Source organism: Microcoleus sp. A2-C3 (genome assembly GCF_036706065.1).
Classification (GTDB): Bacteria; Cyanobacteriota; Cyanobacteriia; order Cyanobacteriales; family Microcoleaceae; genus Microcoleus.
Window position 1 is genome coordinate 1 of record NZ_JAUBVX010000055.1, and the last position, 25,437, is coordinate 25,437.

Here is a 25,437-nt window from a genome sequence, read left to right on the forward strand (position 1 = left end):
ATCTTCAAAAATGGTTCGTGGAAATTTTCGCTAAACCCACATAGCTGTTGGATCATTCTTTTTGTGGAGGTCTCTTATCCTTATTGTGTGTTGAATTTGGAGTGATTAGTCTGCCAGACTGATGTGTGGCGCTAGACAAACGAAGTCCGCACAGGCGGACTTTCTGTTTTTAAGTCTTGGATGAGGTACGGGAAGTGCGATCAGTCTTTGATGCACTATTCGTGTGGTTGTGATAGAATGCAAGTAAACCTACTTTGATTAGTGCAAGTCAGCCAACTGCTGCGAGGTTAAATACTATGACACAGTTTGTTTTGGATAGATTTCAAGCTTTCAGCTCTAGTTTCAAAAGCGAAATAGAGGAAGCTCGGCAAAAGTTTGAAGCGGAATTTGTTACTTCTGAATTTTACACTTTAAATTTGAAAGTTTCTATCAAAATAGATGAAATAAATCGTTTAGTAGATGAAGGTTTCAATTCTAAAGATCCATTTCTGATTTCAAAGAAGTTTCAAGAAGCGCATGAACTCCTACTTGATATAGCCAACAATTATCAAAAAGTTGATTCAGATGAAAAAGTAAACAATATAATCAAAGATTTTAGCAATGAATTAAAGGCTCTTCAAATGTCTTTTGAGGCTTTTAACTTGATGATTTTAGGTGGGAATCAAACTACAAAAGATCCCATAGATAGGTACGTACATTATATTAGAGCATATCAGCTATTTCGAGAAGTTGCTACTAATTATTGGGATCATATTCCGCTTGAGGCTCGAAAATTTATTGCAGATATTGCTTACTTTTTAGTAAAAAACTTATTGATTCCTCATAGGAAAATTCTCAAATCTGAAGCATCTTCACTTCTTTCCGTATTTGAACAAGATCAAGACCTTCAAATACTTAATAAAAAGCAACTAGAAAATCTTTCTATTTCTGTAGGGGAAAGTTCCAAATTAAATTCCTTAGAGGAGATAAGTAACTACCTACCCGGAGTAGAAGGGGTGGTAAATAAAGCTGTGGAACAAACTAGGAAGTGGATGGAATTGGGTATAGATATTAGCGACCCGTGTGTGGTAACACCTTTAGAAGAGATGGCAGACAACTATCCAGAAATTGCTGAATACTGCAACGATCTTTTAATAGAAATGGTGAAAGAACAAATGAATCAAATGAAAAATTCTTTACCAGATGTAAACGAAGAAGTTTTAGATGAGTTTTGATGATAAAATTTTAAGGAAAAAGTATGATTAAGTATTTATGACTTGGAAAGAATTTTTAGCTGAAGGAGATTATGCTGTAACACTTATTCGTAATGGACTCAAGAAACGGGGAATTAAGGCAGGAGAGTCTATTGTTACTCAGTTTAATACTGACGAAGATATTCCTGTGTATGATAATTTAGGCAATAAAATTTTTTGGATATCTGTAAAAACAGTGTTTCAGTCTATTACAGATCCGATTCGACAAATGCCGCCCGGTTATAAAGGTTGGATGTGCGGTGAAGTAGAAAGTAAACAATGGGTAAACTCGCCAGCAGTAGTTATCTGGTACTGTCGAAATACCAAAACAGCTTGGGGAGCAATAACGCCAACACGTCCCAGTACAAAGTGGATTATTTATCCAGATAGGTATGGCACAAAAATAGACAAACGCAAAACAGCAGCGACAGGTGAAACTCATTATATTTACCCTTCTTATTGTGTGCCAACTTCTGAAATAATTAGTAAAAATGAAGTTATCAATTATATTCAGCAGTTATCCATATTATGTTAATTCACAATGATACAAAATTCGCAGATTTTGGAAAAAACCCGGTTTCTTTGTCGGAGTGGGTAAGTCTGGCGCGGGTGGCCAGAAACCGGGTTTTTTCGATAATTCTTGGTTGTGATTCGCAGATTTGGGGAAAAACCCGGTTTCTTTGTCGGAGTGGGTAAGTCTGGCGCGGGTGGCCAGAAACCGGGTTTTTATGACAATGTTGGTGGTGATTCGCAGATTTGGGAAAAAACCCGGTTTCTTTGTCGGAGTGGGTAAGTTTTGTTAGTGATTAAGCAATATTGTAGGGGCCCGTGAGCCAACAATATCGGCCAATAATTGACAATCTTAAAAACCCGCCCCCTCTCAACGCAAATACCAATATATCATTTATGCGATCGGGGTTGGTTGGTTGGGTGGGGGCGGGTTTATGAATATTTGCGATGTGAATCTTCGATTGTTGGTGAACCCGCCCCTACAGGAATTGCGATCGATCGGACACGATATTACATCAAGTATCCTCACCCAAATTATCGTTCATATTTTTGATATTTTGATATTTTATAGGGCTATTGTAGCAAATTTAGGACTTACGCGCGGGTGGCCAGAAACCGGGTTTTTTCGAGAATACTTTGTTGTGATTCGCAGATTTGGGGAAAAACCCGGTTTCTTTGTCGGATTCACTCCTTCCCATCAAGCTAACTGCTGACAGTATCCTCACCCAAAATATCGATGAATTGTGGCAGCGAATCGCGCAGATTGCGAAGCCAATCGTTATTAGGAGCAATGGCTAAAGAGCGATCAAACAGTTCCAGCGCCTCTTGGCAATTCTTGAGCGCTTCCTGTTGCTCAGATAATTGTTTATGCAAAATACCTAGTCCTAGCAGCGTTATCCCTTTGTTGTCGAGAGCATTGATAAAATCCGGTGCAATAACTAAAGCAGAATTAAAGGCAGTGATCGCTACTGAGTAAGAATGTTTGGCAGATTCAAACTCACTTAGTTTTGCCTGTAACTCACCCAGACCTTGCACCGCCATCCCTTTGTTGTTGAGAGCATTGATAAAATCCGGTGCAATAACTAAGGCAGAATGCAAGGCAGTGATCGCCTCTGAGTAAGAATGTTTGGCAGATTCAAACTCACTTAGCTGTACCTGTAACCTACCCAGATTTTGCAGCGCCATCCCTTTGTTGTTAAAAACTCTGTTATCATCCGGTGCAATAACTAAAGCAGAATTAAAGGCAGTGATCGCCTCTGAGTAAGAATGTTTGGCAGATTCAAACTCACTTAGCTGTACCTGTAACCTACCCAGACTTTGCAGCGCCATCCCTTTGTTGTTAAAAACTCTGTTATCATCCGGTGCAATAACTAAAGCAGAATTAAAGGCAGCAATCGCCTCTGAGTAAGAATGTTTGGCAGATTCAAACTCACTTAGCTGTACCTGCAAATCACCCAGACTTTGCAGCGCCATCCCTTTGTTGTTGAGAGCATTGATAAAATCGGGTGCAATAACTAAAGCAGAATTAAAGGCAGCAATCGCATCTGAGTAAGACTGTTTGGCAGCCTCAAGTTCACTTAGCTGTACCTGCAAATCACCCAGTCTTACCACCGCCATCCCTTTGCCATTGAGAGCATAGATTAAATCCGGTGCAATAACTAAAGCAGAATTAAAGGCAGCAATCGCATCTGAGTAAGACTGTTTGGCAGCATCAAACTCACTTAGCTGTGCCTGCAAATCACCCAGTCCTAGCAGCGCAGTTGCTTTGTTGTTGAAACATCTGTTATCATCCGGTGCAATAACTAAATTAGCATTAAAGGCAGCGATCGCCTCTGAGTAAGAATGTTTGGCAGCATCAAACTCACTTAGCTGTTTCTGTAAATTACCCAGACTTAGCAGCACAGTCCCTTTGTTGTTGACAGCATTGATTAAATCGGGTGCAATAACTAAAGCAGAATTAAAGGCAGCGATCGCCTCTGAGTAAGAAAGTTTAGCAGCCTCAAACTCACTTAGCTGTGCCTGTAATTCACCGAGTCTTACCGCCGCATTCGCTTTGTTGGTAAGCCATCTACAATCATCCGGTGTAATAAGTAAAGCACAATTATAGGCAGCGATCGCCTCTGAGTAAGAAAGTTTAGCAGCCTCAAACTCACTTAGCTGTGCCTGTAATTCACCCAGACTTCGCAGTGCTATCCCTTTGACCTGGAGCGTAGCGTAATCGTCGGGAGTTAGGATGATTTGGCGATCTAAGGCTGCAACTGCCTCTAAATATTCCTGTTTTGCCTCTGCGTATCTAGCAAAATTAGCATAGTAATTTCCCTCCAATACTGAAATTCTGCCAAGCCAAAAATCGCTTTTAATCCACAACACAGCCCTAACTTCCAACAGCGACTCGCATTCCCCATAACGACTCAGCCGCACCGCTTCATCAAATACCTCTACCCATTCCTCCACACCCTGCTCCCAATCCAAGCGATTAGCATGATAAATCGCCTCAGTCACATCCCCCACTTCCCGATAATAGCCCTCTAAAACTCCATGAGCCCTGCGAGTTTTCTCATTATCCCTATCCGCATCCAAGCGCCGCAATAAATCGTGAATCCGATACCAATTATCCCCCCTCTTTTCCGATTTCCACACAAACGAAAAACTCGTCAAAATCTCAAAATTTGCACTGCTAGCCTGGAAGTGACAACCTGCTCCCAATCTCATGTACAAATCCTCGTCAAAAGCGCGGCAAGCACTCAGCGAATGCACCGCCGATCGCACTTCGCGATCCACATACATCAACAAACGATCCGTTAACTCCGCCGTCTTATTTTCCAACTTCGGAATCCGCGCAAAATCCGACGACAGCAACTCAATCCCCCTGCGCCTTTCAGCCAACACCACATCCGCACACAAACCCAAATAAAACGGATGTACCTGCAAATTCTCCCAACAATCATCGGGATTAACACTGGCATATTTAATCACAGCATCCGCCAAATCAGGCTTGTCAATCTCCACTTTATGCAAATAATCCTTAGCATCAGCCGGAGACAAATGCCAAACCAATTGTGCATCGATATAATGTTCAGGAATTGGAAACCTCGACGCAGTGGGCCACCGCAATTGTGCGACTGGGGAATCACGCCCCGCCACAGCAACCACAATCCCCAATTTGTAATCCAATGCCCTCAACAACCGCCGAAACCACTCATCTTGATACCAAAAAGTTGCGCCTTGAGAATTGCGTTTTTCATCCCAAAATTTCTCGTGAGTATCGAACAGCATCACCAGGCGATCGGGTTTGTGTTTCCCAGCCATTGCCGCATTCAAATCAGCCGCAAACAATTTCGGCAAACAGTCGATTAACTCAATATCAATATCTTTACGGCGAATTTCATCGGCTTGTTCATCGCTGACACCCAAGCGCGTTTGAATTAATTTCATCGTGTGCTTAATGCCGCCGAATTTATCAATCAATTTCAGCCCCGCCGCCACTTGCGACACCACGGGAAATCCGGCAAAGGTTTCCACTACAGGTGTCAAAAAGTCAATCAAATCATTGGGAAAAAGTTGGTTGAGAGTTGCGTCAGACTCGCCTTTGTTCAGCAAATACCAAAAGCAAGCAAAATCATAATTAGGAAATTTAAATTTGTATTTCTTGGCTGACTCTGCCAGATTGCGCCGCAGCATCAGCAAACCGTAAAATCTATCTTGGGGTTTATCTTCCTTAATCGGTATCAAGCCGAAGTCGTGCCGCACTACGGGGATGGGAGTGTAGGTTTTGGGTTGTGCGTAGCGGACAAAATCGGCAACTTCGGCGGCTTTTGCTTCTGGGATTTCCCGCAATTCTTGCCAAACTTCGGGGGGGAATTTTTTGCAGCAGTGAAACTGCAAGTGTTTTAGCAGCAAGGACTTGCCGTTTCCTCCATCGCCGAAAAAATACAAAATTTGTTCGCGGGGCTGGTCTTCGTTTAAATAAAAGGCAAATCGGCGCGTAAATTCGTATCTGTCGGTGAAAAGTTGCAGTTTGCGATCGTCTGCGATCGATTGGCTTTCAAAGTCTTCGTCGTCAATGGGCATATTTGTTGGGGTTTGGTGGTGGTTTATGGATTAATCTGCTAATGTCATTGCGAACCCTTAGTGCGATCGCTAATCTTGTAGGGTGCGTTAATGAAATGTAACGCACCTTATTGTTGTTTGGACGTATACAATATTTAGACTTGCTTGTCTGTCGATTATAATGTCTAAGGACGTAGCGGTTTAAAGAGGAATCACAATTATGGCAGTCCGTCAGCCTCGCTATAGTAAAGAAGAATTCGCTCAACGTGGCGATCTCATCTATCAAACCCAAATACGTCCACAAGTTGAAGCAGGTAATCACGGAAAGATTGTGGCGATCGACCTCGAATCAGGAGACTTTGAAGTTGATGCGCGTGAAATAGCTGCTTGCGATCGCCTTGAAACTCGCCACCCAGACGCTCAAATCTGGATTGTGCGTATTGGCTCTCGACACGTTCGTCGATTTGGTGGACGAACCAAGAGATTAGTATGATCGCAGGAGTCGTTAATGGTGATTTTGAAGCAATTATCACGCTTTCGATATCTGATTCTGAGGGTAAAGTTTACAATCAAGAGGCAATTATCGATACGGGTTTTAATGGTTGGCTTTCATTACCACCAGACCTAATTGCTCGATTAAATCTGAAATGGAAAAGACGAGGACGAGCTATTCTTGGTGATGGTAGCGAATGCGTTTTTAATGTCTATGAAGCAGTTTTGGTTTGGGATGGAGATTATATAACTATCCCAATCGATGAAGCTGATTCAGAACCTCTTGTTGGAATGTCATTGATGGAAGGCTTTCAACTTATGGTTCAAGTTTTTGAAGGAGGGCACGTTGAAATATGCAAAGTAAAGACAGTCTAACAATGCGTTGGAGCCGACCTCTAAAGTGCGATCTTGCTAGAAAGCAAAGTTTGAGATCATAGATAAAGGAGTAGGGTGCGTCAGACGGCAAAACCTAATTGTTTTGCATACACCAATTCTGACGCACCTTATGCCAGTTGCAAAAAGTAATCCTACAAATTAAGTGTTGTTTGTTTTGCGAGTCCTGTTTTCCCGGTGCGTCGCTATGAAATTCTCGATCGCATCCAGGGATTTTTCGCGAGGCGACGCACCGTACGACTCATTTTTATGAGAAAGGCTATAGTTGCCGAATTGCCTTTGGGTGAGGTTATCTTAGACAAGACACAAGCGCAATCACAGTTATGGCATCTCCAAACAATCAAAATTCGGCGGATTCATCTCTGAAACAGTCTCTAGAGGCTGGGTTAGCGGCTTTGAAACAAAAAGATTACCAAAGCGCGATCGCCCTTTTAGAATCCGTCAGCCAAACCGCAGCAAATCAACCGCCCGGAATCCGCGCCCAAATGGGGTTAGTGGCGGCGTACAAAGCAACCGGAAATCTCCAAAGCGCGATCGCCCTGTGCACATCCCTCACCAAAATCCCCAACACCCAAATCAAAACCTGGGCCGATCGCACTTTAACCGAATTAACCCCACCTCGCCCCCCAAAACCCCCGGAAACTCCCCCAAAAACAGGCTTTGTCGCCTTCAATTCAGCAACGGAATCAGCGAAAAAAATGGTTAAGGGCGATGGCTTACGCCCCGCTACGCTACGACCAACCGCAGACCAAAAAACCGGATTTTCACCCTTAGAGCCGACTGCCACGCCAGGAAACACCAAATCGCCACATATTTCACCGCCACCTCCACCCCCCAAACCGGCAATATCCACAGAAACCACACCCGATACAGAAACTAGCGACGAAAATAGTCCCGGTTCCCCAACAGATACTTACCAACTAACTTGGCGCGAAGCAGCGCGCACCGCGAAAAACCCGCGTCCCCTCAAACCGCTGAAGTTGCTGGAGTTTCGGATCGAAGCTTTTGCAAGTGCGATCGCCCTATTTTTCCTAGCCCGATTTGTCCTACAATTCCTGCTGACAAACACTAATTCTCTATTAGTTCAGCTTTTCATATTTACTAGATTGCCAATTTTCCAGCCGATTCAGCTTTTTTACCGCGATCCAACTCCCTTCCTCCAGTTTGTTTTCGGATTGCTTTTGGCCTCCTCTCCCTGGCTGACAGACGCGCTGCTGAAACTATTTTGCGGCATCGAAACCCTGCGCGGATCAGTTTTATCCAAACACAGCAAGGAAGCTAGCCGCGTACTGCGAAGTTTTTGTACCAAGCAAAATATGCCGGTACCGGTGCTGAAACTATTACCAGTAAATGTTCCTGTGGCTTTCAGTTACGGCTGTTTGCCCCGTTTTGCTCGGATTGCTGTCAGTCAAGGGCTGTTAGATCAATTGACGGATGATGAAATTGCTACTATTTTCGCGCGGGAATTAGCCCATATTTCTCACTGGGATTTTGCGCCGATGTCGCTGGCGATGTTGGTGATTCAGATTCCTTACCTTATATATTGGCAGACTGCTTACTGGGGCGAGCGGTTGTGTGATTTAATGACGATCGACTTTTTGCGTTCTGCTGTCAGATTTATAACCGCTGCAATTTCTGCTATTAGTTACGGGATTTATAAGTTGTTGCGCTGGCCGATGTTGTGGTTGTCGCGCCGTAGAGTGTATTTTAGCGATCGAACTTCAGCAGAAATTACCGGCAATCCCAACGGTTTGACGCGGGCTATCGCTAAAATTGCGATCGGCATTGCTGCTAATATCGAACAGCAAAAACAAACAAGCTTTTTCCTCGAAAGTTTCGATTTATTGTTACCCGTCGGCGTCGCACAAGCTGTAACCCTTGGTGGTGCTGCATTACGCGCGCCACTAGCACAAATTTTGCTGTGGGATGTCACCAATCCTCACCGCACTTGGTTGACAATTAACAGCGCGCATCCTTTGGTGGGAGAGCGTTTCAAGCTATTGGAACTCTACGCTCAATTCTGGAAACTGGAGACTGAGTTGGATTTGGCGAGTCTGTCGCCGGAACAACCCAAGAAAGCAAAATTGTCTCTTAAATCAATACTCGAATTTAAAGACTCAACACTATTTTTACAGGGTGCGCCGTTTTTTGGGATTCCGATGGGTTTGGGGATTGTCGGGCTGCTGTGGATGGTTGGCTGGCTGTTTTCCAAGACGAGTATTTGGCAACTGGATTGGCTTTTGGGCGATCGATCGATCTTTTGGGGCTGTTTGCCGATCGGATTTTGTCTCGGTACTTTGATCCGGATTAACTATTTTTTCCCCGACATTACGCCACAAGAAACCACTTCACCGAGTTTACCGGAGATTTTGTCAAATCCTGAGACTTGGCCCGTCGATGCTCAACCTGTGCAGCTTTCCGGGCAACTTTTGGGTAGGGCTGGTATTGAGAATTGGCTGGGACAAGATTTGATCTTGCAAACGGCGACGGGTTTGGTGAGGTTGCACTATGTTTCGAGGATTGGCCCGATCGGTTCTTTATACCCATTTTTGATCAAACAGACGACTCGCCCGATCGATTTGATCGGAAAACCCGTTGTGGCGACTGGTTGGCTGCGCCGAGGTGCTACTGTGGCGATCGACCTGGAAACTCTTCGCAGTCAAGAAGGGAAAGTCAGTGATAGCGGACATCCGATTTGGTCTGCGATTTTGGCTTTTGCTGCTGCTGTTTGGGGCGCATACATCATTATCCAGGGCGGAAGATGAGAGGGGGAGATGGGGAGATGGGGAGATGGGGAGATGGGGAGATGGGGAGATGGGGAGATGGGGAGAGGGGGAGAGGGGGAGATGGGGAGAGGGGGAGATGGGGAGAGGGGGAGATGGGGAGAGGGGGAGATGGGGAGATGGGGAGATGGGGAGATGGGGAGATGGGGAGATGGGGAGAGGGGGAGATGGGGAGAGGGGGAGAGGGGGAGATGGGGAGAGAATTTGATGAGTTTTGAGGCGAAATTGAAATAGACAATTTCAATCCAGTACAGCTTGGTTGTCAAATTGTGGCACGAGTCGCGCACAACGCCCAACCGCAGATGAGTATTGAGTTAAAGGGCGGATGGGTGTTCGGCCTGCACCCTATGGATATTCACGCGCAGCGCGCATCCTTCTTCCCTCTTGCTTCTGACAACTGACAACTGACAACTGACAACTGACTACTGACTACTGACTACTGACTACTGACTAAAGCCTTTGTAAAGAAAAGTTGCTTTTTTGCCAACACTCTGTTACATTTATTTACATGAATCGGATTGAACCAAATAGCGCGATAACTTCAGTTGGCTAAAATCCATAAGGCATTGCGTAAAAATTGTCAACCTCCCAACACAGCAAGTTCAGCCAGCCGCTTGTCGGCTGTTTTTTTTAGACAGCCAATTTAGCTCTGCCGGATGAACTCAAAAAAGTGATTCAGATGCGCTTTTCGTTCAATTTGCCATGAAATATTCCTAAATAACTAGCTCTGTTACCAAGCCTGTGATACCTTTAAACAATGGTCGGACACAACCAGGCCCGATTTAAGGGATACTGGGTAAGTGAGTAGTCCTCAACACTAGGAGCGAGATTAGGGTGAGGTAAGATTACTGGCTGAAAAAATGTTAGCGATTTTATCCCTCACTGTATTAGACTGAATACTGGCATTCCAATCGCTTGCAATTGACATCCTTGGACATAAATTTCTACACGGCGCTGGCTATAAACATTCTGAATCAAAACCGGAAGCAAGTAATACAGAACAGCCAATAGCCTAAACATTTGAGTGATGACTAAAAGTTTACACAACAACCTGAGATTTAAAAGCTCTCTGCATTATTGGCGGTTAAGTTCCGGCCTGATCAGAGTAAATCATCTTTTTGTTCTAAAAGGTGGGGGGAGCTGTCAAGGTTGGTGGGAGGAATGTGCAAATTCTGTGGTTATGCGGTGTTTCCCTGCGGTCAATATTGATTTGACTTCAGGTAACTTTGTTCGATCAAATTAATTAAAATCCAAGTCTGGAGGAATTTTTCATGTCTATTCGCCTTTATGTTGGTAATTTACCAAAAGAACTCGATCGCCTAGAATTGCAAGAAGTTTTTGCACCAGAAGGTGAATCTGTTACCACAAAGGTAATTACAGACCGCAAAACTGGTAAATGCAGAGGCTTCGGTTTTGTGACGGTGCTCACTGACGAACAAGCCGACGAAGTTATTGAGAAGTACAACGGCTTGATGTTCAAGGAAAACCCGCTGAAAATAGAAAAGGCACTGCCCCGCTCTAAGGGTAAATCTGAGAAGGGCGAAGACGATCAGCAACAGTCATCATCGCCTGCTTCACCGCAGTTGGTGTCGGCGTCAGCATCGACATCGCCGTCTGTGCCAGCACCTGTGCCGCAACAGCAGCGCTCGGCTCCCCCTACCCAAGGTGGAGGCGGTTCTAGTAAAAGCAATCGTCGTCGGGGTGACAACAACAAGTCTCGCCGCAATCAGTCAACAACAACGGTGTCGAGTGGTGATTCGGGCTCGGTACAGCCAGATCCACGCTGGGCGAGTGCTTTGGAAGAACTCAAGCAAAAATTGGAAGCTCAGACTGCTAGCTAGTCGAAAATGGCTGCTAATTGCTGCTGTCTTTCGACTGCGGTTGACTGAGTTTATTTGGAAGTGCGATCGAGAATCGGTCAAAAAGCCTAATTCTCGATCGCACTATTTTATTGCAAAAAACCTCTAATATCTAGAAATTTCGTAGGGTGTGTCGCCATGTTTAATCTCTAGCATTCAATCTCAAATCTCATGGCGACGCACCTTTTGCGATTGAGAGATTGAGGCATTAATTGGTCAATACTTCATCTTTCTCTCGATCCGCTATAAATCATGTTTATTCTGCGCCAGAGAATTCAATCGTCTCAATGAAGTCAAAAATCTTGTTCATAAGGCCCTCAACCTCCGACTCAAGAGAACCCAATTCGTCCTTGTTCTCATAAATTCGCTGACAACTTACCATGTAGCAAAAATCGTCAACGATAAAAGCCATAAATCCCCGATAAGCATCCATCCGAGTAACTTGGTCGTCGTTTTTTGTCACACTGAGAGTAGCACCCGCAGGCAAATCGACCACTGCAAAATAAGCTTCTTCATCTTCTAAATATTCAGTGTAGAGTAACTTAGAATCAGCAAATTTAGCGAGAATTTGGCTATCAATAAAATTGTTAAGAAACGAAGTAAGATAAGCCCATTCGCCCGCTGACTCAATCAATTTTTCCACTTCGCCAGAAATCGGGAAATAATCAATTTTCAGCAAAACACCAAAATCGTCAGAAAATTCAACACCGCCTGCTGAATCGTCAATTTTACCGCCTCGTTGCTTGTCAACTGGAATCGAGACGGCAAAATTGCCTTGAGCAGATAGGTACAACGGCTCCTCTACATCGAAATCAGGCTCTTCCAATTCTAGTTCTACTGATGAGTATGCAGCAATCACATCCTCGATAATTTCGTTAGCTTCCTCATCGTCTACACCTAATACTTCTTGAAATTTTTTGAGAAAATCCCGGTGCTTCTTGGACACTGTATCATCTACGATAAACATGGCTGCGGTGATAGCAAAAGTATCCAACACCAACTCATTTGGCAGTGATTCAGAAGCCGTGTTAAATAATCCTCCCAAACCATCTTCGGCGATAATATTCGCCAAATTTTGAAACATTGCTGACATATCATCTTCCGAGAATTCAGCAAATATTTCTGAATCCCAAAGTATGCTTTCCAAGATATCTGCGTCTGCGTCAGGGGCGTTGGCTTCGGCTGCGACAAGCGCTACCGCCGCGACGGATTCCTCTAAATTCAATTTGATTGAGGATTTATCTTTGGAATTGAATATTTTAGTAAAGTTGCTCATAGTTTTTGCTTGGATAAAGAATTTAGTTTGACGTTTTTCCTGGAGCATCTCATTTTTGCAAAAAACATTTTTTGACAATTTGCTATTAAAATTAGATGCGGGCTAGCTGATTACCAAGGACTACCAATTAGTGTAAATCCGGCCCAAAATTTGGGATGAGATAAATCAGAATTTGCTACTTGTCCGGCTTGAGTCAGATCGATCGCCCTTTGAGTTCCCACCAACTTACCATCTTTAATGACTACCTGTTTGCGAATCATCGCCAGTTGAGCTTGTCTGAGAGCTTCAGCTTTAATGGGAGCCGATCGCAAATTAGCATAAAACTCAGTCATCAGCCCCAAAGTCGCGAAATCATTAACTTTCCACAAACTCGCCAAAGCCGATTTTACACCGCTGCGGACTGCGAGTCCAGCAAAACCCATTTCTGCGGTACTGTCGCCGATCGCAGTTTCGCACGCACTGAGCACCAATAACTGTACTTGTCTGCGATCGTACCACTTCGCCAACCGAAATTCATCCAGCGCCAAAGAGCGCTTCCAGAGGTCAATCTCAGCCTCCTTGCGTCCGTTTTGATTGAGCGGAAAGCTGGCGTGAGTAGCTAGGTGAACAATGTCAAACGCCTGTTTTTGTTGCCGCTGTTTGGTGAGATTTTCCAGGGTAAAATCTTGATTGAGAAAAAAGCGGCCGGGCCACAAAGCCAATTCGGGAGCATTTTGGTTGTTGCGTATCGTACCTGCGATCGCCGATAATTCGATCGGTACAGCAGGTAAAGGATCTTTATCGAGAAATTCAGAAGCACCCATTGCTAAAACTTGGGCATTTTTCAAGCTTTGATAATTAGTGCTAGTCAAGCTGACACTAGGAATTGAACCAAGGCTGTACTTTTCTACTAAAAAGTGTTCGCCATCGTAGAAAGCTGCTATGGGCAATTGTCGCAAACCTGCATCGAAGGAAAAAACTAGCGTATCTATATTTAATGCTGCTAACTCTTTAGAAATTGGCTCAACAAATAAATCATACAGTTTCTTCGCAGTTGGCAAATATTGGTCTTCAAGATTATCTAGGTTTGAGATTGTGCGTTGAAAATTATTTACAAGTTGATTCAAATGTACCCGATTGACTTCAATTCTTTTCACAATTGGAGGGCCTTCGGGAACTACTAATATTAGCGATAACGATTCGAGACTGGCGAAGGCATAAACAATTACGGCTTGCTTTCCGGTTTCTGTTTTAATTGTTTTCAGAGTTTCTCTGATGTATTCAACATTTACTTTTTTGTTGGCAAAATCTTCTTCAAAATAGTTTTCATAGTCTTGTTCAAAGAGTTTGTCGATTAGGGCAATAGCATCATCAGGATTGCCTTGATCTAAAGCTTGTTCAACGCTAAATCTGCTAATTTCTAAGGGAAAGAGATTGGGAATATTTGCGAGTGGGGGAGTTTCGGCTGCGGGAGTTGGTGCTGGAGTTGGAATTGGTGCGGGTGCTGGAGTTGGTGCGGATGTGGGAATTGGTGCGGGTGCTGGAGTTGGAATTGGTGCGGGAGTTGCAATTGGTGCGGGTGCTGGAGTTGGTGGCGGAGTGGTTTCGGGAATGTTTACCGAGGAATCAGGCTCGATCGCCTCAACGGGCGGCTCAATAGTAGGCGCAGGATTAGGTGTTAAGACTATCCATCCATCTGGTTCTGTTGTAGCAGAAGAACCAAGTTCTGGCGGTTTTTCTGGTGGCTTTTCAGGAGGCGTTATTAAAGTAATCTCTGCTGCTTTTTGAAGAGCAGGTGGTGTGAGAGAGAAATTGTTTTGGGGATTATTAAATGCCCAATTAAAAGTTTTGCTTCCGGTTTCAGGATTGAGAGTGATGGTGGTTTTTGCTCCTAATAAATCGCCAATTAACAAAGCTAAATCTTGTTGCGGATTTGGCGCTTGGGCGGGTGCTATTGCGGCTGTGGGAATGGGTGCGGGAATGGGAGAAAAAGAGGGTGCAATTACAGGTGAAATTGCTGCTAAGGGCGGGTTGTAAGGCGATTGTAGGAGTGCGGTTGTTGGATTTGTCGCGATCGCACTTGGAGGAGCGATCGAGCTTGGAAGGGCGATCGGGGCGGTGAGTTGGGCGATCGATGGAATTGTGGGTGCAGCGGGTATGCGATCGCTGGCGCTTGGTATTGTTGGGGCTGACGGCTGTGTGCGGGTTGTGCGGGGCGGAAGTGTGAAGAAATTGGTGTTTAGCAGTTCTTGGATAGCGGAAAAATCGATCGGCGGGAGTTCGGGTGTTGGGGATGGAGATGGGGTTGGGGCGATCGGGCGATCGGGTATTGGGGATGGGATTTCGGGTGTTGAGATGGGAGTAGGGGCGGCGTTTTGGGTTGTTGGGGATGGCGTTGGGGCGGCGGATAAACCCTGTGGTGGCTGGCGTCTGGGTGTCGATAAAAGTACAGGCGATGCAGTAGTTGTTGACGACGGACTCCCAATGGCGATAACCCCAAGCGCAGAAGTTGCAGGTGCAGGCGCAGTTGCAGGTTCAGGTGCTGGAGTGGTTGCAGGCGTTGGATTAGTTGGAGTGGTTACAGGCGTTGGAGTGGTTGCAGGCGTTGGAGTGGTTGCAGACGTTGGAGTGGTTGCAGACGTTGGAGTGGTTGCAGGGGTTGGAGTAGTTGCAGGCGTTGGAGTAGTTGCAGGCGCAGGCGCAGGCACAGGAGTGGTTGCTGGAGTAGTTGCAGGTGCTGGAGTAGTTGCAGGAGTCGCCGAAGGAGTCGGTGCAGATGCAGGAGTCGCCGAAGGAGTCGGTGCAGGTGCAGATGTAGGAGTCGGTGCAGATGCAGATGCAGGAGTCGCCGAAGGAGTCGGTGCAGGTGCAGATGCAGGAGTCGCCGAAGGAGTCGGTGCAGGTGCAGATGTAGGAGTCGCCGAAGGAGTCGGTGCAGGTGCAGATGCAGGAGTCGCCGAAGGAGTCGGTGTTGGTGATGGCTCAGGATTTGGCACAGATCGAACTTCAATCTTTTCTGTATCCTGTTTGTGTGTATAACGATAGCTATTGCCCGACGAAATTTTTGACTCAGCCGTGCTATTTCCCCTAGTAATAGCACCAAAAGTTCCGTTAGTTGTTGAATCGCCAACAATAAAAGGCGTCAGTCCATTACCGCCGTGACGCAGCAAAATTGGACCGCCTTTATCCCCTACACCTCCAGCAGAGGAAATGCTAGCAGGAACGCCATTTCTATCTGAAAAAGAGTTTACCGCCCGAAAAAACTTTTCAGTCCAAACATAGATATTTCCACCATTATCACTACCAAGGCTCTGACTGTCAATTTGATTGACAGTAATATTGCCACCAGCCTTCAAAGCGATATTGCCACCATTATTAGAGGAACTTGAATTCAGATTACCTGTTTGAATTTCTCCTTTATCGCTGGTGAGTGTAATTCCCGCTGGCGAGGTAATATTTTGGGCAGTAATGTTATTTGTGGCGCGCACACTTAGAGCCACAGGAGTTGCAGGAATATCATCTTGAATATTGACACTGTTGAGAGGAGTCACGCTGCCGACAGGATCGAAAAACCGAACAATTCCCGCCTCCGGCTTGACAGTCAGATTGTACGGCCCGTCAACTGTAGACTTAAAAGTAATGTCACCAGTCCCTTTAATGCTGACCAACGTATCCCCTGTCAGAGAAATCGCACCATTGAAGTTAATATCATTGTTTTTGGTAGCGATATTCCCATTATTAATAGTTATACTATTTTTGGCATCAAAAGTCAGTGCACCACCATTACCGCTGCCAGTAGCAATAGCATTGACAACGCTTGTGGCTATGCTACCAGTAGGGCTAGTTAGAGTAATATTGCCGCCATTGCCATTAGCAGAAGGAGCGGCTAATGCACCTTTGCTAGTATCAATATTGCCGCTGCTGCTAGTGATAGTAATGCTACCGCTGTTTGCATTGACACCAGTTACAAGGAGGGCGATATCGGATGTAATAATATTGCTGGCAGCTTTGATAGTGATACTGCCGCCGCTATTGCCGCCTAGAGAGTTGAGAATTCCAGCAGTAGTATTAACCATACCTCCACTTTCCAAAACAATATTTCCACCATTTAATGTTCCCTGTGCATTAACAGCACTGGTGATAATGTTGCCACCAGATTGAAATGTAATTGTGCCTCCATTTCCATTCACGCTTTTCGATAAAACTTGTTGGGCAGTAGAATCAATTGCTCCACCGCAGGTAAAATTAATATTGCCACCATTGCCAATAGATGCACTTGTGACAAGCCCAGTAGTAATATTGCCCGCTGCTGCATCTAGGGTGATATTCCCCCCGTTACCACTAAAATTAGATGTCTGTAATACTCCTGTTTTGGTTTGAATATTTCCTGTACGACTAAGCAAGTTAATATTGCTAACCTGGGGATTTGCAGTTTTTGAAACAACAATGATGTTGCCAACTAAAATGTCTTTAGCAGCGTCAAATCTAATATTGCCAGCCGAGGCATTTTCACCCATATAAGCTATAGAATTTAATCCGCCTGTTGTGGTGTTGATAGTACCATTGCGGCTAGTGAAGATAACGTCTCCAGCTCGTCCATTACCGGAGTCTACACGAGTATAGACATCACTTGTAAGAATATTTTTATCGGCGGTAAAAATAATATTGCCAGAATTACCACCCCTAAAATTCAAAGATCTAATATCAGAACTCCTAGTATCGATCGAACCTGTCTTACTCGTAAATTCGATTCTTGCCCCTGTTCCAGTATTTGAATAGATAACAGCAGATACGAAAGAATTAAGCATAACAATATCCTGAGCAGCAGTCAGAGTAATATTTCCGACAATGTTTGTGCCGCTAGTGTTAAGATAAAGACTATTCTCAATAGAGCCTGCTTGACTGGTAAGCGTAATATTCCCACCATTTTCCCCACCTGCACCGGCTATAATGCCAATTATCTTGATGTTACCAGCAGCCTGGATTTGAACCTCTCCGCCATTACCAATACTCGCGCTAGATTTTAGCTCCCCAGCATTAATATTACCCTGTTGGCTGGTGATGGTGATACTTCCCCCGCTTTTAGCGTCAGCAGATATGGAATTGACCGAAATGTCACCAGTTGCTTCAAGGGTAACATTGCCTCCCAACGCTAAGACCGACGGTACCGACGAGCCGATTGTAGATAGTGTGCCGGCTGTGATATTTCCACCCAGCGCTTGCAAGGTGATTGACCCTCCTTCTGTTTGGATAGTATCATTGGTATCAACAAATGTGATTCCGCCACCCGTTGAAGAGATTTTCAGACTACCAGAAGTCAAAGGTAAAGCAACTAAATCAGCTTTACCAGATACCACACCAGTGATATTGCTGATAGTGATACTTCCTGTTGCTTCTAAAACAATATTGGCATTAGCACCTAGGGCATTAATTTGCCCCCAACTAACAGTATTAGCACCAATATTCCCGTCACCAGCCAATATTTTGCTGTCTGGAAGCAGGCTAGGAGTATCGAGAGTTCCACTACCAGCTACGCTATCAACAATTGTCAAGGTAGTTGGATCTAATAACAATGTGCCAAAACTTCCATTCAAGGCAGAGATATCTACTAAACCTCGGAAAATTAGGTTTTCTTTCCCCGACACTTCAACAAAGCCACCGTTACCAGAATTACTGCCGCCGCGAGCACTAATGTTTCCATAGAAGCCTGTCAGCCCATCAGCCCAAATAATCACCCTGCCACCATCACCATTTCTGATAGAATCAGCATTAATTGTCGAGTCATTACTCACAAATGTACGCAAGGCATTTGGCACTGTACCTTGACCTTTATAATCACCGCCAACGCGCACACTGCCACCGCCATTAATGCCGGAAGCGTTGATATTGGCATTAATTAAACCCACGCGCGAACCCAACAAGTTGAAAGTTCCTCCACTATCGCCAGAAACATCAACAGAACCAGATACAATTGCCGTCCCTGTGTCGGTTGGTACGATTCCCCCTGCACCACTCAACTGTACAGTTCCATCATTGTTGACTGTTACTCCCGTTGCATTAGTCTCACCTTTCCCTGTCAGTAATTGAGCAATTGATAAGGTGGAAGATTGATAATTAGCAACTGGCAATGAAGCATCAGTAATAGGTTTAATTTCTAAATTTAATAAGTTTCCGGCTTGACTAATTCTAACTAAACTTTGACCCGGAACCGCCGCAATAGTAATATTGCCTCCCGGTGCAGCAAGTTGTCCCGCACTCAAAACCGTGCCGCCCAACAAACTTAAATTTTGTCCCTGCTTCACAGCCAAACTGCCAAGATTAATAATTCCTCCCGGCTGTAGATTTGTAAAAGCAAAAGTATTCGGACTTCCGACTAACTCTGTATAATTATTCGTACCAACCGCACTAAACCAATTGTTACCGAAACCGATTCCTGTTGCAGTAGTCGCCGTGAAAGAACCGGGAATATTCAAACTAGAATTTGCACCAAAAACAATCCCCGCCGGATTCATTAAAAATAAATTAGCATTACCGCCCGTAACTTGAATTATGCCGTTTATCAGTGAAGCATCGCCGCCGACAACTCGCCCTAAAATATTGCGGATATTGGGATTTGAGATAAAATTGGCAGTTTGTCCTTGAGTTAAACCAAATTGCTGGAAACTGTGAAACAAATTAGTGCCATCGCCGGATTGTTGGCCGCCTTGGATATTGAATTGATTGCCATTCGGGGTGATTTGAGTATTTGTGCCGTCAGCAGCGGGAGTAATTTGGGCGGTGGCTGTTTGGGATGGCGTGAAAAGTCCGATTTCCCAAGTTGCTAAGCTGGTAAAGGAGAGGAATGTGAGGATAAATATATTTTTTGTATCGGCTAATTTCATAATTTTTGTTAGTAGATGATAAATTTATTAACAATAAATACATAATATCACAATCCTGTAGGGGCGGGTTCACCGAAATATTTGACACGCAGCGATGAATTTTATAAACCCGCCCCCACCCCCACCGAAGAATTAATAATTAATTCAATTTAATCCATCGGTGGGGATGTTTTTTGGGGTGATTGGTGGGGTGGGGGCGGGTTTATTCAGATTATTGGTGGGGTGGGGGCGGGTTTATTCAGATTGTTTATGGGCAACAAAATCAACGGTGAACCCCCCCTACAAATTCTGGTGATCGCAAATTCAGTAATACTATTGCCTATCTTTCCTCCTTTGGGCATCTTGCAATTGCTTCCCTATTTTTTCCACCATTGGTAAGTCTTTTAAAGTTTGATATCCCTCTTTTGCTAACTTCAAATACTGTATCGCTTCGGGATAATTCCGCATGGATGAATAAACTTGTGCTAAACCGTAACGCGCATCGGTTAGCTCTTCGATATCGTCTGGTTTAGCTTTATCGATCGCCCTTTTATAGTATATTTCAGCCTGCGGCATTAGTTGCGATCGCCCTTGATACATTTCTCCCAACTTCCGGTAAATTGGCGCTGTCTCAACTCCCGCTGCTGGTAAGCTTTCCAGGATTTCTATTGCTTCGGCAATCAAGTTTGCGCTACGATAAACCTGTGCGATCGCCAATTTCTGACTCGCTGCATTTTGTACCTGTTGCTCGATCGCCCCCACAGCCTCCTTAACCCTCTCAACCTCCTTCTCATCCAACAAACTAAACTCTGAATCTCCCTCTGACAGCGGACTTTCCGAAGAAACCCCCGTATTCGTCTCCACAATCAATCGGTACTTAACACCCGGTTTCAGCACCGGTTCCCCCGGATACACCGCCTCAGTACCCTTAACCGTCATTTCCCAATTTAACTTCGCATTTTTTTCGAGGATGCTCAACTTATAGCTAGTCGCACCCGCAACCGGATTCCAGCGCAAAGTTGGCTTATTTCCCAGCAATTGCGTCCGTCTCGGACTGATTATATAAGGAATTGGCGCGTTATTCCAAGCAATTTTATCATCACCGCGATCGGGACATCTAATTAAGTTTTTATTGCAGTCAGACTTCGACTTGTCGCTAACCAACAAACAGCTATTTAATTGATTTTCGCCCGATTTAATTGACTTAATTCCTAAATCTGCACATTGAATCGTAATTTGTCCATTTTGTGCAGTTTGCAGTTTGTCGCCCGGATAAATCGGTGTACCGGCTGTCGGGCGAATATTTCTGCCATCTTGACGTTGTAGCTGCACTTCCCCGCTAATATTCAGGATTTGTCCGTTGGGTATTCTTGTCGTTGCTGCGATTGCTGAGGAAATTATTAGATTGTTAGCGGATATTTTGGATAAATTGGTGTCACTTCCGAAGTGGGGATGAGGCAAAATATCGATCGCAATTAACGTAAATGCGATCGCGCTTGCACCCATAATAACAGTCGTCCGTTTTTTCATTTAGTTTTTCCTGTTTTTGGTAAACGTTCCTTTGCCATTTGGATACATTCATCTTGTGCTGGTATCCTGGAATTGGCAGATTTCAGTGTTTCTTCCCAATGTGTCAGTGCTTCTTGTGGTTTTCCTTTAGCTTCCAGTACCTGCGCTAAAAGGCAATGAGCTTCTGGAGTCTTATTGCTGAGAGATATTGCTTGTCTTAAATCTGGTTCCGCTGAATCGTATCGCTTTTGGTTCAAGCGCACCCAGCCGCGATTCTTGAAACAAGCTGATTTGACTCCATCCTGTTTAGCATTTTGAAAGCAAAGTGCGATCGCCTTTAAAGCGTCTTCAGGTTTATTTTCCCGCAGAAACGATTTAGATATTTGAGCGTGAGCTTCAGGAATTCCCAGCCAGACTGCACTTTGCATTGATTCTCGCTCGCATTTGCGATCGCTTAAGTCTTTGCAAAGTTCGGATAAGTTATAGTAAGGCTCGCCGTTAGTAGGATTGATTAATACAGCTAGATTGTATGAAGCTTTCGCGATTAAAAATTGATTACTACGGTGGTTTTCCATCCCAAATGTATTGATCGCAGATGCCAGATTCTGCCCGATCAATGGATAGCCGATCGCCAAACCAGCTAAACTGATACTGGTACGCTGCATAAATTTAGTGGAAATGGTAAATTGCTGGTGGTTTGGGTGGCGATTGGCAGTTACAGCGTCTGTTGTAGGTACGACAGGGCGATCGGCTTCCGGCTGCGGTAAAACAAACTCCTCAAACGTCGGATGCTGACACAGCATAGGAATCCCGCTTGCACCCGGAAATTGAGAATCCCATTTCTGCAAGTCATTCTTAGCTTTTCGCACAGCTAAAAATAAAAGCTCTCCCGCAGCCAAATATGTGAATAAAGACTTCACAAAATCTTGAGCAACTACATCAGGTAGCGGCGCGCGCATCACAATTATCGACGGTAAATCTAAACCCTCAGCCACGATATCCGTCGCAATTCCCAAGCTTGAACAAGAGTTGAAAATCAGCAACTGCAAGCCCTTGCTAATCGCTTTTTTTAAACCTGCTTTTAAATCTTCTACTTTAATACTATTGTTATCAGGATTTTGATTGATATACAGCACTCCGTTAGTAGCATTATTGTCGCTGTTGCTATGTCCAGCAAAAAAGAAAACTTGCCAGCCTTTATCATCAAAAAGCTCATCATGCAATTTTTCAGGAGTTGGCTCTTTGAGAAAATTTAATTCGCAAAGCTCGCCCAAACTTTTTTGTATAATTATTTGATCTTTTTCAATATCAATTCCCTTACTATTCCCAGCAATACATAAAATTCTCCCTTGAGAAGGTTGAGCTATGTCTGCTGTGGTTTTCTGTTGATTTTTCTTGCCATATTCTGACGAAGTGGGAATTATTTCGCAGTTGGCGTAATCTTCGCGAAATGCCCACACATCCCAAGGTAACTCCCAAATTTCAGGCTTGTCTATTTCTAAAAATATTTTAAAAGATTCAGATACATTGCCGATGTGCGTTCTGAGTTTTGACTCAATTTTTCTACAAAATTCGTCAGACTCCAGCCACTTTTTCATTTGCTCCCGCAAGTTCCTATATACGGCTTCAGGTTTATCCTCAGAAATGTTTGTAACACCCGTGGATTTTACCTTGATCCGAGGATCATTGCTCCGAGGTTTAAGAGCATTACATATCATTTTCCATTTGTCATGCAGTAGCGCAATTTCCGGCGCAGGTGGCAAGCTTCCTGAAATTTTAATTAAGGTTTTTTCCGATTCTTTGAGTTCCGCTGTGATGTGAGCAAAACCGTTTCCCAAAGTCCCAGAACCCAAAACCAATATAATACTCTTACTCATAAATTGGAGGCGAGTGTAGTGATTTTCAAAATCATACCACAAAATTTTCTGTTATGCTCAAATCATCTATTGCTACTCGGATGCTAAAGCTCTCTTCGGGTTCTACCTCAAAATCTTTCAGCAAAATACACAAATCTTGAACCGTTGATTCACTTTTGTGTAAAATTTTTCCAGTATCGGATATTAACGAGAGTTTAGTATGGGGTGGGAGGTAGCGTTGTCCGATCGCCGGATGCAACTGGACATGAACTCTGACAGTGCGATCGCTCTGTTGGGCGATCGCCACCAACAAAGCCACAGTTGTCCTACCCAAGTGCATTCCCAAATCAATCAATCTAGCCCTCGCAACATCCGCTTCGGGAAATCTCTGCTGGAGGCTGGCTTGTCCCCCTGATAATGATAAATTTTGTCTCGAATTTCCACCACTTCGGAATGCAAAATTTGGATGCTGATCAGGAAAAATTGTTTCTTCTAAATTTTGCTTACCTTGGTCAAATTTCTGCCAACCTGTTTCAACAATATTCTTAAACCAATTACCCAATTTTGACGGAATTGGATTTTCGATTTCACGGGGCGAATCCTCCAGTGGTTCAGGGTCAAATATTGCCTCAAAAGGTTGCCAATCAGGATTAAATACATTCATCAACCACTGATTTAGGTCAACTTTAGCGTCAAACAAACGTTCTAGATTTACTAAAAAATCGTCAAGAGAATGTAATTCGTTCAATACTAATTCGCCCGTTTCCGCAGTCGGAGAAAAACCAAGCAATTTCGCTGCTTTTTCATTTTCATCAATGGCTACGGCAATATAACCGATACGATCAGCCCTAGCTTCCACGGGAACTGGGCAATTTACAGGAGAATTTGCTGACAAATTGTCATTAGCTGTTGCTTGATTTTGATGCAGATTTCTAACGGGACGGCATTCAATTTTACCCAATCCTTTGATATACAAATCTGCCGCATCTGTAAACAAGCGCATTGCGGGATTCCAGCTATCGCACTCAGTCAAATCAGTTTCAATATTCAAGATTTGCAGGTAATCGTGAACTGCCAGCACTGCCAAAGTATTGAAATAAACTTGCTCTTGTCTTTGCGGGTGGCGCTGTTGGGCGGCAAATTGTCGAGCAAGTTGTAGTGAACTTTGAGTGATTGGCATGGGCAAAGGTTCGAGATTTGAAAGGTTTTCATAGTTCATTGTTCCGGCACTCCTGGTATGTTGAAAGTTTGATATCCTTGATTTTCGGAAAAATTTTGCAGCAGATGGCGACAGTCATTGTTGAGCAATTGATATAAGGTGGAAGGGGCGCACCCAAACTCTTTGGCAATCTCTTGAATAGTTTGACCATACAAACACTTGCGCTGCAATAAAACTTGGCAATTTATCTGCGGCTTTCCTCTGACGTGTCTGTTTTTTAATTCGTCATTGGGATCGGTTTCTATCCATTCTAAAAGTTCGTCTAAATAGAAACTGACATCTGGATTGGCTTTCAGATTTTCATTGTATTTGATATCCTCTCGGTTTGATAATTCCTCTAAAGAGGCTATTGGATTTTGTATGTGTCTTGCCCTTTCTTGTTGTTGCTTCAGATGACAATCTAACAGCCGCTTTTTGAGATAGGGATTTAACCAGGTGGTAATCTGACTTATTTCGGGATTGTAAGCTTGTTTTACTGTGGTAGCTTCACATAAATTGCCAGAAAGATAGATCCATGTCTTGTGCAATGCCTCTTCGTAGTGAGGTGTGTTTTCTTTCCAGAGTTTGCCGGATTTGATAATCTCTCGAATCAGTTTATTCAAGAAACGACTTCGCCGGAGACTACCCACGGGATGCTTACAAGCTTCGATGACGAGTTCGAGGATTTGCTGCTGGGCGGAATCTCGATCGCAATTTCCAGATTTTCCTGAGCCCCCAGCAGCATCAGAATCGTCGGATAACTGGTCTTCCCCCTCGGAGGGGTGGGATTGATCATTCATAGTTAAGTGCGGCCGCAACTTTGTTCCTACACTTATTTATCAGGTTGAGTTAGGATTTTTTTTGCGAAATTTCCAAGTTTTTTTTGTGACTGTGCTTGAAACCTTTGCTGTGCGGTCGATGTGGCTGTTTTTTTTGTAGGTAAAGTTTTGTAAATAGGTCGATCGCCCATCAAGCCAGTGCTCGTGCATCAAAGAACTATGCGGTTGAAATAGCTGACCATCAGCCTCTCCATCACCTTTATCTGTTCCCAAATTTTGGCAAATTTCTGCTGTCGCCGATGCCATCGCCCTGAAAGTTGTCGCACAATCGGGTTAATTCGTTCTAGCCTCTGGGTGTTATCTTTGCCGATTTGACGGTGAATTTCTGAAGTTAGATCGTTTCCGGTGGCACCGGAAATAATATAACTCCTCTACTATAAAAATTTTCGTTGTTTTGCGACGAATGACCACATTGCGTCGGCAATCACTTCTTCTGTTTCTATCTGTATGACTTCAAAGATTGTGAATCATCAGTGCTTTTGACCAAAGCACAGGGGATTTAAGCCCCCACCTTTAGGTGGATTGTTTTTAAGCTGGGGCTTAAATCCCCAGCCTAAAAACTTCGCTGTCAACTGTCAACTGTCAACTGTTAAGCTTCACC

Annotated in this window: 14 protein-coding genes and 1 pseudogene; 7 read left to right on the forward strand and 8 right to left on the reverse strand. The window is 44.2% G+C overall.

All coding sequences use genetic code 11. The features are described 5' to 3' along the window. Positions 1-296: 296 nt before the first annotated feature. The 3 genes from QUB66_RS24035 to QUB66_RS24045 all read left to right on the forward strand — a co-directional run bounded on the left by QUB66_RS24035 (position 297) and on the right by QUB66_RS24045 (position 2,455). The gene (locus tag QUB66_RS24035; RefSeq protein WP_332969991.1) at positions 297-1,214 is read left to right on the forward strand and encodes a hypothetical protein; all 918 of its coding nucleotides are present in this window, start codon (positions 297-299) and stop codon (positions 1,212-1,214) included. Between the two features lie 37 nt (positions 1,215-1,251). After that, the gene (locus QUB66_RS24040) at positions 1,252-1,767 is read left to right on the forward strand and encodes a hypothetical protein (RefSeq protein WP_332969990.1); all 516 of its coding nucleotides are present in this window, start codon (positions 1,252-1,254) and stop codon (positions 1,765-1,767) included. A 409-nt stretch (positions 1,768-2,176) separates the two neighbouring features. Continuing rightward, positions 2,177-2,455, forward strand: a complete 279-nt coding sequence (locus QUB66_RS24045; RefSeq protein ID WP_332969989.1) for a hypothetical protein — start codon at positions 2,177-2,179, stop codon at positions 2,453-2,455. On the opposite strand, the gene QUB66_RS24050 is transcribed toward QUB66_RS24045, so the two are convergent. Continuing rightward, on the reverse strand, positions 2,445-5,813 hold the full coding sequence (locus QUB66_RS24050; RefSeq protein ID WP_332969988.1) for a tetratricopeptide repeat protein: 3,369 nt from the start codon (positions 5,811-5,813) through the stop codon (positions 2,445-2,447). The two genes, QUB66_RS24045 and QUB66_RS24050, sit on opposite strands and share 11 nt — an antisense overlap. Before the next feature lie 199 nt (positions 5,814-6,012). Here QUB66_RS24050 and QUB66_RS24055 point away from each other — a divergent pair, with 199 nt between their 5' ends. From QUB66_RS24055 to QUB66_RS24070, 4 genes are all read left to right on the forward strand, one after another. Next, a complete protein-coding gene (locus QUB66_RS24055) occupies positions 6,013-6,285 on the forward strand; it encodes a hypothetical protein (RefSeq protein WP_332969987.1) in 273 nt (90 codons plus the stop codon). Next, complete coding sequence (locus tag QUB66_RS24060; RefSeq protein ID WP_332969986.1) at positions 6,282-6,659, forward strand: clan AA aspartic protease; 378 nt, start codon at positions 6,282-6,284, stop codon at positions 6,657-6,659. Before QUB66_RS24055 ends, QUB66_RS24060 begins: the two co-directional genes overlap by 4 nt. 341 nt (positions 6,660-7,000) lie before the next feature. Next, positions 7,001-9,442 (forward strand): zinc metalloprotease HtpX, encoded by a 2,442-nt coding sequence (locus QUB66_RS24065; RefSeq protein WP_332969985.1) that lies wholly within the window; start codon positions 7,001-7,003, stop codon positions 9,440-9,442. 1,289 nt (positions 9,443-10,731) lie between these two features. Next, positions 10,732-11,301: an RNA recognition motif domain-containing protein gene (locus QUB66_RS24070; RefSeq protein WP_265239380.1), complete on the forward strand. Its 570-nt coding sequence runs from the start codon at positions 10,732-10,734 to the stop codon at positions 11,299-11,301. A 274-nt stretch (positions 11,302-11,575) separates the two neighbouring features. Here the strand turns inward: QUB66_RS24070 and QUB66_RS24075 are convergent, their stop codons facing one another. The 7 genes and pseudogenes from QUB66_RS24075 to QUB66_RS24105 all read right to left on the reverse strand — a co-directional run. Then, a complete protein-coding gene (locus QUB66_RS24075; RefSeq protein WP_332969984.1) occupies positions 11,576-12,595 on the reverse strand; it encodes a tellurite resistance TerB family protein in 1,020 nt (339 codons plus the stop codon). A 110-nt stretch (positions 12,596-12,705) separates the two neighbouring features. Further along, positions 12,706-19,455, reverse strand: coding sequence for a CHAT domain-containing protein (locus QUB66_RS24080; RefSeq protein ID WP_332969983.1), 6,750 nt, complete (start codon positions 19,453-19,455; stop codon positions 12,706-12,708). A gap of 312 nt (positions 19,456-19,767) precedes the next feature. Further along, positions 19,768-20,964 carry a tetratricopeptide repeat protein gene (locus tag QUB66_RS24085; RefSeq protein WP_332969982.1) on the reverse strand — a complete coding sequence of 399 codons (1,197 nt, stop codon included), beginning with the start codon at positions 20,962-20,964 and terminating at the stop codon, positions 19,768-19,770. Continuing rightward, positions 20,961-22,820 carry a CHAT domain-containing tetratricopeptide repeat protein gene (locus QUB66_RS24090; protein WP_332969981.1) on the reverse strand — a complete coding sequence of 620 codons (1,860 nt, stop codon included), beginning with the start codon at positions 22,818-22,820 and terminating at the stop codon, positions 20,961-20,963. The genes QUB66_RS24085 and QUB66_RS24090 overlap by 4 nt, the downstream gene beginning before the upstream one ends. Positions 22,821-22,851: 31 nt before the next feature. Next, positions 22,852-24,018, reverse strand: coding sequence for a DUF1822 family protein (locus QUB66_RS24095; RefSeq protein WP_332969980.1), 1,167 nt, complete (start codon positions 24,016-24,018; stop codon positions 22,852-22,854). Then, complete coding sequence (locus tag QUB66_RS24100) at positions 24,015-24,797, reverse strand: helix-turn-helix domain-containing protein (RefSeq protein ID WP_332969979.1); 783 nt, start codon at positions 24,795-24,797, stop codon at positions 24,015-24,017. Before QUB66_RS24100 ends, QUB66_RS24095 begins: the two co-directional genes overlap by 4 nt. A gap of 197 nt (positions 24,798-24,994) precedes the next feature. Further along, a pseudogene (locus QUB66_RS24105) lies at positions 24,995-25,141 on the reverse strand (IS1 family transposase); the annotation flags it as partial. Positions 25,142-25,437: the final 296 nt, after the last annotated feature.

Bases quoted from the DNA above. Each gene is read 5' to 3' on its own strand.
- QUB66_RS24035 (WP_332969991.1), top strand. From the start codon at position 297: ATGACACAGTTTGTTTTGGATAGATTTCAAGCTTTCAGCTCTAGTTTC.
- QUB66_RS24040 (WP_332969990.1), top strand. From the start codon at position 1,252: ATGACTTGGAAAGAATTTTTAGCTGAAGGAGATTATGCTGTAACACTT.
- QUB66_RS24045 (WP_332969989.1), top strand. From the start codon at position 2,177: ATGAATATTTGCGATGTGAATCTTCGATTGTTGGTGAACCCGCCCCTA.
- QUB66_RS24050 (WP_332969988.1), bottom strand. From the start codon at position 5,813: ATGCCCATTGACGACGAAGACTTTGAAAGCCAATCGATCGCAGACGAT.
- QUB66_RS24055 (WP_332969987.1), top strand. From the start codon at position 6,013: ATGGCAGTCCGTCAGCCTCGCTATAGTAAAGAAGAATTCGCTCAACGT.
- QUB66_RS24060 (WP_332969986.1), top strand. From the start codon at position 6,282: ATGATCGCAGGAGTCGTTAATGGTGATTTTGAAGCAATTATCACGCTT.
- QUB66_RS24065 (WP_332969985.1), top strand. From the start codon at position 7,001: ATGGCATCTCCAAACAATCAAAATTCGGCGGATTCATCTCTGAAACAG.
- QUB66_RS24070 (WP_265239380.1), top strand. From the start codon at position 10,732: ATGTCTATTCGCCTTTATGTTGGTAATTTACCAAAAGAACTCGATCGC.
- QUB66_RS24075 (WP_332969984.1), bottom strand. From the start codon at position 12,595: ATGAGCAACTTTACTAAAATATTCAATTCCAAAGATAAATCCTCAATC.
- QUB66_RS24080 (WP_332969983.1), bottom strand. From the start codon at position 19,455: ATGAAATTAGCCGATACAAAAAATATATTTATCCTCACATTCCTCTCC.
- QUB66_RS24085 (WP_332969982.1), bottom strand. From the start codon at position 20,964: ATGAAAAAACGGACGACTGTTATTATGGGTGCAAGCGCGATCGCATTT.
- QUB66_RS24090 (WP_332969981.1), bottom strand. From the start codon at position 22,820: ATGAGTAAGAGTATTATATTGGTTTTGGGTTCTGGGACTTTGGGAAAC.
- QUB66_RS24095 (WP_332969980.1), bottom strand. From the start codon at position 24,018: ATGAACTATGAAAACCTTTCAAATCTCGAACCTTTGCCCATGCCAATC.
- QUB66_RS24100 (WP_332969979.1), bottom strand. From the start codon at position 24,797: ATGAATGATCAATCCCACCCCTCCGAGGGGGAAGACCAGTTATCCGAC.